The sequence below is a fragment of the Agarivorans sp. QJM3NY_33 genome, from assembly GCF_050870865.2.
GTDB lineage: Bacteria > Pseudomonadota > Gammaproteobacteria > Enterobacterales > Celerinatantimonadaceae > Agarivorans.
In genome coordinates, this window is record NZ_CP194039.2 from 3,909,583 (window position 1) to 3,922,743 (window position 13,161).

Annotated in this window: 10 protein-coding genes; 7 read left to right on the forward strand and 3 right to left on the reverse strand. The window is 45.0% G+C overall.

Features of this window, described 5'->3' with window-relative positions; all coding sequences use genetic code 11:
* The first annotated feature begins 4 nt into the window (after positions 1-4).
* The 5 genes from ACRRSY_RS17590 (at position 5) to dmeF (ending at position 7,120) form a co-directional block, all read left to right on the forward strand.
* The gene (locus tag ACRRSY_RS17590) at positions 5-1,618 is read left to right on the forward strand and encodes an efflux RND transporter periplasmic adaptor subunit (protein WP_432463726.1); all 1,614 of its coding nucleotides are present in this window, start codon (positions 5-7) and stop codon (positions 1,616-1,618) included.
* The gene (locus tag ACRRSY_RS17595) at positions 1,618-4,740 is read left to right on the forward strand and encodes an efflux RND transporter permease subunit (RefSeq protein ID WP_432463727.1); all 3,123 of its coding nucleotides are present in this window, start codon (positions 1,618-1,620) and stop codon (positions 4,738-4,740) included. The genes ACRRSY_RS17590 and ACRRSY_RS17595 overlap by 1 nt, the downstream gene beginning before the upstream one ends.
* A 19-nt stretch (positions 4,741-4,759) precedes the next feature.
* Positions 4,760-5,323 carry a copper resistance protein CopA gene (locus ACRRSY_RS17600; protein WP_432451956.1) on the forward strand — a complete coding sequence of 188 codons (564 nt, stop codon included), beginning with the start codon at positions 4,760-4,762 and terminating at the stop codon, positions 5,321-5,323.
* A 72-nt stretch (positions 5,324-5,395) separates the two neighbouring features.
* Entirely contained in the window at positions 5,396-6,040 is a 645-nt protein-coding gene (locus ACRRSY_RS17605; protein WP_432451955.1) for a cytochrome b/b6 domain-containing protein, read from the forward strand.
* Positions 6,041-6,202: 162 nt separating this feature from the next.
* The gene (gene dmeF / locus ACRRSY_RS17610; protein WP_432451954.1) at positions 6,203-7,120 is read left to right on the forward strand and encodes a CDF family Co(II)/Ni(II) efflux transporter DmeF; all 918 of its coding nucleotides are present in this window, start codon (positions 6,203-6,205) and stop codon (positions 7,118-7,120) included.
* 382 nt (positions 7,121-7,502) lie between these two features.
* On the opposite strand, the gene ACRRSY_RS17615 is transcribed toward dmeF, so the two are convergent.
* Positions 7,503-7,967, reverse strand: a complete 465-nt coding sequence (locus ACRRSY_RS17615; RefSeq protein ID WP_432451953.1) for an Rrf2 family transcriptional regulator — start codon at positions 7,965-7,967, stop codon at positions 7,503-7,505.
* An 87-nt stretch (positions 7,968-8,054) separates the two neighbouring features.
* Between ACRRSY_RS17615 and ACRRSY_RS17620 the strand changes: the two genes are divergently transcribed.
* Positions 8,055-9,482: an MFS transporter gene (locus ACRRSY_RS17620; protein WP_432463728.1), complete on the forward strand. Its 1,428-nt coding sequence runs from the start codon at positions 8,055-8,057 to the stop codon at positions 9,480-9,482.
* A 303-nt stretch (positions 9,483-9,785) separates the two neighbouring features.
* On the opposite strand, the gene ACRRSY_RS17625 is transcribed toward ACRRSY_RS17620, so the two are convergent.
* Both ACRRSY_RS17625 and ACRRSY_RS17630 read right to left on the reverse strand, forming a co-directional pair.
* The gene (locus tag ACRRSY_RS17625) at positions 9,786-10,337 is read right to left on the reverse strand and encodes a sigma-70 family RNA polymerase sigma factor (RefSeq protein ID WP_432463729.1); all 552 of its coding nucleotides are present in this window, start codon (positions 10,335-10,337) and stop codon (positions 9,786-9,788) included.
* Positions 10,338-10,452: 115 nt separating this feature from the next.
* A complete protein-coding gene (locus ACRRSY_RS17630) occupies positions 10,453-12,096 on the reverse strand; it encodes a methyl-accepting chemotaxis protein (protein ID WP_432460003.1) in 1,644 nt (547 codons plus the stop codon).
* Positions 12,097-12,803: 707 nt separating this feature from the next.
* On the opposite strand from ACRRSY_RS17630, the gene ACRRSY_RS17635 reads away from it, so the two are divergent.
* A complete protein-coding gene (locus ACRRSY_RS17635; protein ID WP_432451949.1) occupies positions 12,804-13,160 on the forward strand; it encodes a diacylglycerol kinase in 357 nt (118 codons plus the stop codon).
* Position 13,161 lies beyond the last annotated feature (1 nt).

Below are 13,161 nucleotides of genomic sequence, written 5' to 3' on the forward strand. Positions count from 1 at the left end.
CCGAATGAATAAATTTGTATTAAGCAGTCTATTTCTAGCCCTTGGCTTGGGCGGAGGTTACTTCGCAAATGACTTGATGCAGCAACAGCATAGCACTGATAGCCACACTGGTTATAGTGTATCGGGGGAAGCTAAGCCGCTGTACTGGGTCGCGCCAATGGACCCTAACTATCGCCGTGATAAACCCGGTAAGTCTCCTATGGGGATGGATCTCATTCCAGTTTTTGAGGAGAGTCAATCTGCTAGTCAACCCGGCTTAGTCTCCATCGACCCGAGTGTTGAGAATAACCTAGGTGTGAGAACAGCCAAGGTTGAGCTTAACAGTTTCGCCACGGCCATTGAAACAGTGGGCACACTAAACCTGAACGAGAATACGCAGTGGCAACTTAATAGCAGGGTTGCAGGTTGGGTTGAAAAGCTGGCGGTAAAAGCAGAGGGCGAGCGTGTTGATGCAGGCCAGTACCTTATGTCTATTTACTCACCGGAGTTAGTTAAGGCCCAAGACGACTTACTCAATGCCCTGAACATGGGTAACAAGCGTTTGATTGACTCAGCTAAGACTCGACTTAATGTACTGGGCATGTCAGCTCAGCAAGTTAAGCGCGTGACTAAGCAACGTCGTAGCGAACAGTTAGTCGAACTATATGCACCAAGCTCTGCTTACATCGCCAAGCTTGGTGTTAGGGAAGGCGCTTATATTACCCCTGCTACCAAGCTAGTTGATGCCGGAGCCTTGGACAGCATTTGGTTAATCGGTGAATTATTCGAGTCCCAAGCAGGCTTAGTGGCGCAGGGGGACCGGGTAGAAATGCGTGTAGACAGCTACCCCGGACAAACCTGGCAAGGTGAAATTGACTACATCTACCCAAATCTTGACCCGCTTACTCGCACCCTGCGTGTTCGCATGGAGTTTGCCAATGATGATGAGCGGCTCAAACCTAATATGTATGCTCGAGTCGGTGTCTCCTCGGCACAAGCGAGCCAAGTATTAACCATTCCTAGCGAAGCGGTGATTAGAGGCGGCCGCTTTGATCGCGTAGTAATGAAGCGAGGCGCAGGAAAGTACCAAAGTGTGCGAGTTGAAGTCGGTCGCGAAAGTCAGGGGCAAATGGAAATACTTGATGGCTTGATGAGTGGTGACACCATCGTGACGAGTGCCCAATTTATGTTGGATTCTGAATCTAGCTTGAGCGCTGATTTCAATCGCATTGGCCCCCCAGATAGGCTTACCGAGTCGGTAGTGGCGAGTGGTGTGGTAATGGCGGTAAAAGACGGAGCCCTCACCATTGCCCATGAACCCGTACCAGAGTGGGAATGGCCAGGTATGGTGATGGACTTTCCATTGGAGCAGGCTGAAATTACCGAGCAGATCGTGCCGGGAAGAGAACTCAAATTTACCATTAACAAGCAAGACAATCAGTTTCCCATTTCCAAGCTTGTCCCAGGTGACTTGAATCTTGAAGCATTGAAGCAACCAGCGATGGGTCATGACCACAGCACGATGGACCATTCACAGATGGGACATGGCCCACAGCAAAGCGCAGATGTTGATACTAGTACCTTAGTGGATGAGGATTTGGATTGGCTAGATTTCGATGATGAAGAGGGAGAGCAGTAATGATCCCTAGTATTATTCGCTGGTCGATACACAATCGTTTTTTAGTCTTAGTCTCAACGCTCGCCATATTGGTTTACGGCGGCTTCGCTATCAAAAATACGCCAGTCGACGCCATTCCAGACTTGTCCGATGTGCAGGTCATCATTAAGACCTCGTACCCAGGCCAAGCTCCACAGGTGGTTGAAGATCAGGTTACCTATCCCTTGACCACCGCCATGTTATCAGTACCGGGTGCGCAGACCGTGCGTGGCTACTCGTTCTTTGGTGATTCCTATGTCTACATCATTTTTGAAGATGGTACCGATATTTACTGGGCACGTTCGCGGGTACTAGAGTACTTATCGCAAGTCGCACCTAATTTGCCGGCAGCAGCAAAGCCCGCGCTAGGGCCTGATGCTACTGGGGTTGGCTGGGTATTTAGCTATGCCTTGGTCGATCGCACCGGTCAGCATGACCTTAGTCAGTTACGCAGTATTCAGGATTGGTTCTTGAAATACGAGCTGCAAACGGTTGCTGGTGTCAGTGAGGTAGCAACGGTCGGTGGAATGGTGAAGCAGTACCAGATCAGCATCGATCCCGATCGCTTGCGAGCCTACCAGCTGAGCCTGCCGCAGCTAAAGAACGCGATTTCCCAAGGGAACCAAGAGACCGGTGCTAGCGTGATTGAAATGGGTGAAGCCGAGTACATGGTGCGCAGTAGCGGCTACATCAGCTCGGTCGAAGACTTGCAACAATTGCCATTAAAGCTCAACCCGCAAGGTATCCCCTTGCTACTGGGTGATGTTGCCGATATTCAAGTAGGGCCACAAATGCGCCGAGGGCTCTCAGAGCTTGATGGCGAGGGCGAAGTGGTCGGTGGCGTAGTGGTGATGCGCTACGGGGAAAATGCCCAGCAGGTGATTGCCGCAGTCAAAGACAAGCTGGATAGTTTGAGCGCTTCACTGCCCGATGGCGTAGAAATTGTCACCACTTATGACCGCTCCGGTTTGATTGAACGTGCAGTAGAAAACCTCAAAGACAAACTGATTGAAGAGTTTGTGGTGGTGGTCTTAGTGTGTGCGGCCTTTCTGTTCCATATCCGCAGCTCACTGGTGGTATTGGTTAGCTTGCCTGTGGGGATCATTATTGCCTTTATCGTGATGAGCTGGCAGGGAATTAACGCCAACATCATGTCGTTAGGAGGCATTGCCATTGCCATCGGCGCGATGGTCGATGGAGCCATCGTAATGATTGAAAATGTGCACAAGCACATGGAGAAAACCGAGCTGACTGATGCTAATCGCTGGGAAGTGATTGGTAAATCCGCGTCAGAGGTGGGACCTGCCTTGTTCTTCTCGTTGTTGATCATTACCTTCAGCTTCGTGCCAGTCTTTGCCTTGCACGGCCAAGAAGGCAAGATGTTCTCTCCCTTAGCCTACACCAAGACTTATGCCATGGCAGCAGCAGCTGGCTTGGCAATCACGCTAGTGCCAGTACTTATGGGGTACTTTATTCGCGGCAAGGTGATTGCCGAGCATAAGAACCCATTAAACAGGCTACTCATAGCCAGCTATAAGCCATTACTCAACCTCAGCTTAAAAGCGCCAGTGTTAGTAGTAGTCATCGCTGTCGCCTTAGTCGGTGTAGGTTTTTATCCGGTAAACAAGATTGGTAGTGAGTTTATCCCCCCTTTGGATGAGGGTGACTTGATGTACATGCCAACCACTTATCCTGGGATTAGTATTGGCAAGGCGCGAGAAGTCTTACAACAGACCAATAAGCTGATCAAGACAGTGCCAGAAGTAGAAAGGGTATGGGGCAAAGTCGGTCGAGCAGAAACAGCGACTGATCCCGCACCTCTCACGATGATCGAAACCTTCATCACGCTTAAGCCTCGAGAGCAATGGCGAGAAGGAATGTCCACCGACAAACTGCGCCAAGAGCTTGATAACTTGGTGAACTTCCCTGGATTGACCAATGCCTGGGTAATGCCGATTAAAACCCGTATCGATATGCTTGCGACTGGGATTAAAACGCCTATTGGCATCAAAATATCAGGGGAAGACCTCAGTATAATTGAGACTATTGGTAAAAACATTGAAGACATCCTTGGCCAAGTTCCTGGCACCGCCTCCGCATACGCTGAGCGTGTTGCAGGTGGACGCTATGTAAAAGTAGATATCGACCGGATCGCAACTGCTCGCTATGGCCTCAACATCGCAGATGTGCAGGCAGTAGTGTCTACCGCCATTGGCGGGATGAATGTGTCAGAGACAGTGGAAGGCCTAGAGCGTTACCCAATCAACTTGCGCTACCCTCAGCGTTACCGCGACAGTGTAGGACAACTAAAACTATTACCCGTGGTCACGCCCAGCGGACTGCGATTGACCCTTGGAGATGTGGCAGCGGTTTACGTTGAAGATGGACCTCCAATGATCAAGACCGAAAACGCACGTCCTAATGGCTGGATCTTCGTTGATATTGAAGGCCGTGACTTAGGCAGCTACGTACAAGATGCTAAGCAGTACGTGCAAGAGCATCTAACTCTGCCAGCGGGCTATTCAGTCAGTTGGTCAGGGCAATACGAATACATGGAACGTGCAGAGGCCACTTTGAAAGTAGTGGTACCGGCAACGCTCGCCATCATCATGTTGCTGTTGTACATGGCCTTTAGGCGAGCGGGTGAAGTGCTACTAATCCTAGGCACCTTGCCCTTAGCGATGATTGGCGGCGTTTGGCTCATGTATCTATTGGGTTACAACTTCTCCATCGCCGTTGGCGTGGGTTTCATCGCTCTAGCTGGGGTTGCTGTAGAAATTGGCGTCATCATGCTGATTTACCTTAATCAATCACTTGAAGAGACCTTGTCCAAACACATCATTATTAACAGGCAACAATTACGCACAGCCATTGTTGAAGGTGCTGGTTTGCGTGTACGACCGGTGATGATGACCGTAGCCACAGTGGTCATAGGCCTGATTCCGATTATGAATGGTGAAGGCACCGGCTCCGAAGTTATGCAAAGAATTGCTGCACCGATGATCGGCGGTATGGCCTCAGCGGTGGTATTGACCCTGCTAGTGCTGCCCTCAGTTTATTACTTATGGAAGCGCGTATCTCTGCGCAAACTAATTAACGAATAACAATTAAGGAAAAATTAATATGAAAAAATTAGCTTCAATACTTACCGCATCCATCCTTACACTAGTGAGCGTTACAGCCAATGCCCACAGTGAACACTGTAAAAACACCGAGCTTGGCTCGGTTATGGAGGACATGAAATCTGAGCTTAAAGCCTACGTTGATGCATTCAAAGGTGACGATCAGGTAGCTATGCAGCAACATGCAGCACAACTGATTAGTAATGCTAAAGAAGCTAAGCAATTGATCCCACTGAAACTGCAAGATAGCGAACATCACATGGCTGAGCATGATGATCATATGGTAGAGATGGCTAAAGTGGACCACTCTGGTATGAGCCATTCAACTATGGATCATAGCGCTATGGAAAGTATGGATCACAGTAACATGCCAGATATGGAGGATATGGACCACAATACCCATATGGCGCATATGAGCTATATAAAAGGTATAGATGAACTGCTGGTGTTATTTGGCCAACTACAACAAGTTGATGACAAGAAACTCGTCAAAAACACCCTAATCAAGGTGAAGAAGCATAGCAAACGAAGTCATAAACAATTTCGTATGAGTTGTGATAAATAGTATTTATTGGCCGTCATAAACTGGCGGCCTAGCAAGACCCCTAAAGCGCCTAAGGCAAAGAGTGAGAGGGTGATGATGAATGTTAAGCAAAAAATTTTGGTATGGGACAGATTTATTCGTTTTTATCACTGGCTGCAATTAGCTCTGCTAGTCGGCTTGTGGTTAAGTATGAAGTACGATGAAGTCGATTTGCACATGCAGCTAGGCTTGGCACTCTTGGCTTTGCTTCTGGTTCGATTCATCTGGGGCTACTTTGGTAGTGAAACCGCGCTGTTGAAGTCACTACAGCTTCATCCTAAAGGTGCACTCGATGAACTTAAACAAGAATTGGGCGGCACAGAAAGCATACATACTGGGCACTCTTACCTCGGTTCTTATATGGTGCTGGCTTTATGGGTACTGCTATTAATACAACTTCTATCTGGCTTGTTTAATTCTGATGACATTCTCTCTGATGGCCCCTTATATGCCTACGTGGACGAAGAATACTACGAATGGTTTAAAGCCCTCCATTCAAGTAACGCCGATTACTTATTTGCGCTTATCGCAATTCACATACTGGCGATTGGATACTTTTGCTTAAGGAAGCGTGGTTACTTGAGTGCTATGTTCAGTGGTTATAAGAATAAAGATATCGCAACCAAACCTAACATCAAGCCTGGGCTTTGGCCGATATTGGCAGCTAGTCTGCTGATAGCATTGACCTTAGTTTTCTAAATCGTAAACAACTACAGAATGAAAAGGCCTTGAGCGTGACTCAAATCAGCGGCTTTTTTGATCTAACTTATCATATAGATAAATTGGGTTTGCGAGAATAAGAGTGAGAACAGTTACTATTTTTTATTAGAATTCTTACTTACAGGGATGGTAAATAAGTTTATGGATCACCAACATCAAGCCGCTTTTGATATTAGCAGCCAAGCTCACCAACACGATTTTTCTCACCACACCAATCAAGGTGAACAGCGTACATTAATTGTATTAATGCTTACTGCCATTACCATGATAGTTGAAATTGTTGCTGGAACTTGGTTTGGCTCCATGGCTTTGCTTGCTGATGGATGGCACATGGGGACTCACGTTGCTGCATTCGCGATAACTATCTTCGTTTATCGATATGCTCGCAAGCACGTAAACAACCCCAAGTTCAGCTTTGGTACCGGAAAAGTCAGCTCGCTTGGAGGTTTTGCCAGTGCAATTGCTTTAGCGGTAGTTTCTCTTCTCATGATAATTGAGTCGATTACTCGCTTCTTCGAGCCACAAGCGATTGCCTTTAATCAAGCGATTTTAGTTGCTGTTATTGGCTTGTTAGTTAACTTAGTAGGTGCTTGGATTCTCAAAGATGATCACCATCATCACCATGATGAAGAACACAGCCACTCTCACCAAGATCACAATCTACGCGCAGCATATATGCACGTACTGGCCGACGCACTAACATCATTACTCGCTATATTCGCTCTGCTCGCTGGCAAATACGCTGGGCTTAATTGGTTAGACCCAGTAATGGGTATTGTGGGAGCTCTAGTTATAAGTAAATGGGCTTGGGGCTTAATATCATTAACAAGTAGTCACTTACTCGACCAACAGTGTCAAACCACCGAGAACCGTGTGCGTGAAGCTTTGAAAGACGAAGAGATAGAAATCACAGATTTGCATGTTTGGCACCTCGGAGAGAAGTCACTTAGCGCTGTAATCTCAATACGTAGCGAAGCACCTCGTTCGTTGATAGCCTATAAGCAGCTGTTACAACATATTCCCAAGCTGAGACATGTAAGTATCGAAGTTCATAAGTAGTACTCAACGTTTTACTTTAAAAAAAGCCATAGAGTCGCTTATTTTAACCGAGTGCTAACTCGTTATTGTCCAGAGGCGTGTTACAGCGAAGAATCGCAACCCAAACATATATGGGATCCACGTATTTACAAAGTGATAATTTCAATAGACGGTTAAGATACGTACGTATATTCGGCTTCTTGTTGAAGGCGCTACCTGGTAAGGCCTTACCACATACTGGAATCCTCGTTTTTTTCATTCTCCTAAGTCTAGTCTTGGCAAAGGAGGGAGTGGATCCCATACATCAAGTTGGAAGTCATACGAGATATTTGGCAAACAAACAACCTGTGTCCAAATTATAATAATGTTACTGTGAATCTGGCTTACTAGAGCAGATTTACTGTCATTCATGTGGGTCTGACTTATGAACCCGCTCATTATCCAAACTTTCTAAACGACATTTAAATTGCATATTGAGTTCTGCAAGTGTAACGGTCTCAAGTTGAGCGATAAATACACGTCGAGACATCTCTAAAGCATGGTTAAGAGACTCATCAGCTATCTGCTGTACTAAACATGTTGGGTTGTCGGAATCGCTTGATATTGCAAATAAGCGAGGCATACCTAAGGCTTCGTAAAGCCCAAGCAACGTAATTTCGTCGATGCGTTTCATTAATATCCAGCCTCCATTATGCCCTTTGTTGGACATAACATAACCTCTATCACGTAACCCTGACATTGTTCGCCGGATGACAGATGAATTTGTATTTAGCATCTTAGCTAAAGCTTCAGAGGTTAAAGGTTGCTGAGTATCGTGCATATGTAGTAAGGCATGAATAACTCTTGATAGCCGAGAATCGGTTCGCATCGCTAACTCCTTTTCATGTTGCTTTTAAAGATACATGAAAATACAATGGTCTTCACGATACATTTGAAGTTACATGAGTTGAGTATAATGAACGATCAATGTCTACCAAACAGATGGCAAGCACTCTTCTTCTTGTTGCTTGCCAACTTCCTCAATATATTGGATGTAACCATTGTTAATGTTGCTATTCCGCGGATTTACCAAGATATGGATATTTCACATTCTCAAGCACAATGGGTATCAATCATATATTTGATAAGCTTCTCTGCCTGCTTGCTTCCTTTGGGTAAGCTGGGAGATATGTATGGCAAATTGCGATTATTCAAAAGCGGGCTAATCGCCTTTATGGCGACATCATTGATGTGTGCGGTTTCTCCTAGCATTGAGATGCTAATGTTCAGCCGGTTTTTTCAAGGTTTTGCAAGTGCGATGATGGTTCCACAGGTGTTAGCCATTGCAGTGTCAATGTTTCCTGTAGAAGAAAAAACAAAGATGTTTGGTTATGTGGGGATTGTGGGAAGTTTAGCGTCAATCCTTGGCCCCGTCGTCGGAGGGACGTTGATTTCACTCAATCTATTCAGCCTTGATTGGCGAATTATCTTTGTTATAAACATTCCCATTGGAGTAATCGCGTATTTTGGCGTGAAAAGAAATCTAGCGAACGAAGTGAAAAGGTCACGATTACGAATAGATTGGCTAGGGAATAGTCTAGTTATATTGATGAGTATTTCTCTTATTGTGCCTCTCATTGAAGGCTACAGCTTAGGCTGGCAACCATGGATACTGGCTGTGTTAGCGATGTCTCTACCTAGTATATGGGGGCTCAACCTTTGGTTGAAGAAGCCTACAGCAGATAGTCGTCGTCCTAAATTGATATCTGTTGGCCTATATAAAAACCGTTTCTTCACAAACCAAGCTATGTTCATGATGTTGTTTAGTACCACGACTCCAGGGTTGTTCTTTGTACTAACATATTACATGCAGAGACATCTTGGCTTTAGTCCGTTTGAATCAGGAGCTGTGACTTTGGCATTCCCTTTAGGGGTTCTTATCTCTTCATCAGTGCTAAAAAATAGCCCTTTATCATGGCAACGCTACAGAGTCTTTGGTGGTTGTTTAGGACTTACCGTTGCATGGTCAATACTATATCTCACAATTAGCTATATTTCTGTATTTGATGAGTTATATTGGATTTCATTGCCTTTATTCATAGGAGGGCTTGGAATGGGAAGCGCAATAATTGCGTTATTTCAAAGCATGATGAGCACTGTAGATAGAGAAGATTCTGGTACTGCTTCAGGTGCAATGCAAGCATTACAACATATAGGTATGGCAATAGGTATTGGTATAGCTGGCCAGATCTATTTTATATCTATTGATTTTTATGAAATGCCACTGGTAGCGATGAAAAACTGCGTGTTATACAGCGCAGTCATGATTGGAGGATTTACGTTGAAGTCTCTTCATAGTTTCATCGGCAAAAAAAGAAATATCGTTGACGTTGTAAGAAACTAAGAGCACATAATTGTGCTCCCAAGTAATTTAAAAATTACATTACTTTTAGTAAGTCGAAAATCAACGATTAGAGCATGATTTCTATCGTGTTTTTGTCAAAAAACTTACCCAGCGTTGTAGCCAGACTATACCTTGGCATTAACTGATAAGCATTCTTCCGAGCCAATCCCCCTTTAATAAGCAATGTCCAACAATGAATTTGGAAGAGAGCAAGCTATAGTATTTATTAAACGCTCGCTACAGACCAAGATGACTGCATTTTTCCATCAAACTATAGTGTCCTTCGATAGTAAGCCCGCTGATTTAAGAGCGCTTCGGTTTAAAGCAACAGATCTGCTGTTGCTCATCATAAGCAATTTGACATGCACAATTAAGTTGCTGTTTAAGCTTCACTCTGGCGCGCTGCAAACGAGACTTAGCCGCCGATAAACTCAGTTTATGCTGCCTCGCATAGTCTTGTTGCGACATCCCTACAATGTCACAGCACTGAATAATATGACGATCGCGCTTCGCTAATCGCTCGAGCTGTCTGGGTAAGCATTGAACTAAGGCATCGATCGGCTCAAGCGCCGTTTGTGGCTGCTCAAGACGATTCAAATCATGACTGCTAATAAACTTTGCAGACTCGCGATAGTGATCGACTAAACGATTTTTCGCAACTTTAAACAACCACGCTTTCACATTATCGAGACGACAAAACTTGTCCTTCTGGCGTAAGGCTTTCACAAAAACATCTTGTAGCACATCTTCTGCTAACAAGGAGTCTTGGGTCTGTGAGAGTAACCAACCCAACAAAACTGTTTGATATTGTAACCACGCTTGAGTTAAACACGGTTTCGGCTGAGCACGCGGCATGAATCACCTTTTAAAGATTAATGGAGCACAATTGCATTCAATTTCTGAGATGGCGAGTGCCGTCATATCCGATGGACACTCGCAAGATTAACAGTGCCGTTCAAAGGCCCTTCCACTATACGGTGTAGGCTTCGATTTCCATTTTTAATTGCTCAGCTAACTTGGCCAAAGCCATCGTTGAGCTGGAGCTTTGCTCGGCTCCCTGAGCCGTTTCATTAGAGATATCACTAATCGCAATAATGTTCTGATTGATCTCTTCGGTGACTGAGCTTTGTTGTTCAGCAGCAGTCGCGATTTGTGCATTCATCGCCGAAATATGATCAACACTTTGAGTAATTTGCGCTAAAGCGTCCCCCGCCTGTAAAGATTTTTCGGCTGTTAACTTCGCGTTATTAGCCCCCTGCTCAAGCCGTTGGGTTGACTCTCGACTGCCCTCTTGTAATTGCGAAATCGTTTGCTGAATTTCCCCTGTCGACTGTTGAGTACGACTGGCAAGGGTTCGAACTTCATCGGCCACAACCGCAAAACCTCGGCCTTGCTCGCCGGCCCTAGCCGCTTCGATAGCCGCGTTCAGTGCAAGTAAATTAGTTTGCTCAGAAATACTTTGAATCACTTCTACCACGCTACCAATTTCTTCCGCATGCTGCGCTAGCTTTTGCATTTCTTTAACCGAGTCTTGCATTTCATTAGACAAACTTTCGATCATCGCGATACTCTGCCGCACCACCTGTTGACCATCGGCGGCGGCCAAATCGGCTTTTTCCGATGCCTCGGCGGCTGTACTGGCGCTTTGCGCGACTTCATGAACAGTGGCCGTAAACTGGTGCATCGCCGTTGCAATTAACTGAGTTTGTTGCTGTTGATCAAAAATGTTTTGTTTGGTTTGCATCGCAACCGATGAACCTTCTTCTGCTGAACTAGCAAGCACTTCAACCGACTGCTTATTGGTACTCACCACATGTTGAAACTTAGCCACGATGGTATTCACATCGCTGGCAATATCAGTAAATTCATCCTCTCCATCCACATCAATTCGCTGGGTTAAATCCCCCGCAACAATCAAGCTCGATTTAGCTTGAAGCTGACGAGCCGCTTCCGAAACGCGCTTCACTATCAGTGCCGACAGACCAATAATCACCAACAAACTTAAACTAATAATAATACCAACCGACCACATGAAATGTTCGGTATCAGCTTCGGCCTGTTGAAAGTTTTTAGCGGCTTCATCTATTTGCAGCTTTAAGAATTGTTGGGCGACCATGGTGACAGAGGCATAACCAGGGTTAATCACCTTTAATAATACCAAATTAGCATCAGTAAACTGGCCTTGCTGTAGCGCTTTAATCGCAACCTCAAAACCACGCTGCGTCACTTGGTCAACTTCTTTCGCCAGCTGCTGAGTAACCCTGCGTTCTTCATCCGATAAATCTGAACCTAATATTTCCCGGTCAATCAGCTGATGCAAGGCTTCAATGTTAGTTTGAATCGCATCGATATGTTTACCTAAAGGATGGTCATGCATTTTTGCAAATTCAGAGCTGGGATCGTGCTGAAAGGCCAATAATAAGGAGCTTCGCGCACTGCCGATATTATCCAAAATCTTACCAGCTCGAACGGTGTGTTGTATCCCTTGAGTATATAAATCTTCTATTGCGGCTTTCTCTCGGTTCATCCCGGTAATACCTTCATAAGCCAAAAAACCAAAGGCAATAAGAAATAATAAAATGATAACTTTAAGTCGAAAACTAACTGTGCGCATAAATCCTTCCATGTGAGAGAAAACCCAAATCACCGTAAATTTGAATAAATGACCAAAATTGGCTCGAAATCCCTTATTCGTCACGGTCAGTGTTATTCAAAACAAACGTATCTTAATTTCAATCTTCCAAAACAGCGTCAAACGCTGTTAATCAAACCCTGCGGTGCATTGGTTGCGCATTAAGCCACCACATAACTAGTTTCACATGGCATGCCTTACTTAAAAACACCATAAACCGCAGTAAAAGAATCCCCCAATATGAACCGTTGCTGATAGTTAAATACTAGAACAAGCAGCTAACTATCATTCACAATCTATTTGATAAGAATCAATAAAACAGTACTTTGCTTGAAGAAAGCATGGATTAGATATAAGCAATCTTCCAAATCAAAACACAAAGCGGAGAAGTATCAACTATTCAAGGGATAACGAGTTGATTCAGCGCCGCTGGTTTTGCTATCGACCACAGCCAAGGAAAGTTGAACAATTTGCTCCAAAGTAAAATATTGGTCAATCGCGAAAATACCGCCTCCCCAATCATTAGTCTCACTTGCGGCCAGTCGGCAGCCAGCAATATAAAGCCGCTTTCTTAAGTATTTCTTAAGAAAACAATTTTAAGCTCTCTGCGTTCAGGCGGATCCTCGTTTGCTGTTAACAGAGCCACGAGGAAAGCTTCATTTATTAAAATTAACCACTGATTAAGACTTATGAAACAAACTCATACTGGCCTCGCACGCATTATTTATGCCACAGGATTTTCTATAAATGGTTTCATTTCCGCCTGGAAAAGTGAAGCCGCTCTCAGGCAGGAAGTCACGTTATTACTGCCTTTAGCCATCACAGCCTTATTTCTGCCTGTAAGCAAGAGTGAGCAGATTTTGCTTATTGGTAGCCTGATACTGGTTCTGATTGTGGAATTACTCAACTCAGCCATCGAAACGGTGGTTGATCGCATCGGCTCTGAATGGCACGAGCTGAGTGGTCAAGCCAAAGACATAGCCTCAGCCGCGGTGCTTACATCTCTCATTTTCGCTGCTTTTACTTGGAGTTGGATTCTCATTTAAC

What these genes read in the sequence shown, in the direction of transcription:
- ACRRSY_RS17595 (WP_432463727.1), top strand. Translation starts at nt 1,618, where the DNA reads ATGATCCCTAGTATTATTCGCTGGTCGATACACAATCGTTTTTTAGTC.
- ACRRSY_RS17600 (WP_432451956.1), top strand. Translation starts at nt 4,760, where the DNA reads ATGAAAAAATTAGCTTCAATACTTACCGCATCCATCCTTACACTAGTG.
- ACRRSY_RS17590 (WP_432463726.1), top strand. Translation starts at nt 5, where the DNA reads ATGAATAAATTTGTATTAAGCAGTCTATTTCTAGCCCTTGGCTTGGGC.
- ACRRSY_RS17605 (WP_432451955.1), top strand. Translation starts at nt 5,396, where the DNA reads ATGATGAATGTTAAGCAAAAAATTTTGGTATGGGACAGATTTATTCGT.
- ACRRSY_RS17625 (WP_432463729.1), bottom strand. Translation starts at nt 10,337, where the DNA reads ATGCCGCGTGCTCAGCCGAAACCGTGTTTAACTCAAGCGTGGTTACAA.
- ACRRSY_RS17630 (WP_432460003.1), bottom strand. Translation starts at nt 12,096, where the DNA reads ATGCGCACAGTTAGTTTTCGACTTAAAGTTATCATTTTATTATTTCTT.
- ACRRSY_RS17615 (WP_432451953.1), bottom strand. Translation starts at nt 7,967, where the DNA reads ATGCGAACCGATTCTCGGCTATCAAGAGTTATTCATGCCTTACTACAT.
- dmeF (WP_432451954.1), top strand. Translation starts at nt 6,203, where the DNA reads ATGGATCACCAACATCAAGCCGCTTTTGATATTAGCAGCCAAGCTCAC.
- ACRRSY_RS17635 (WP_432451949.1), top strand. Translation starts at nt 12,804, where the DNA reads ATGAAACAAACTCATACTGGCCTCGCACGCATTATTTATGCCACAGGA.
- ACRRSY_RS17620 (WP_432463728.1), top strand. Translation starts at nt 8,055, where the DNA reads ATGAACGATCAATGTCTACCAAACAGATGGCAAGCACTCTTCTTCTTG.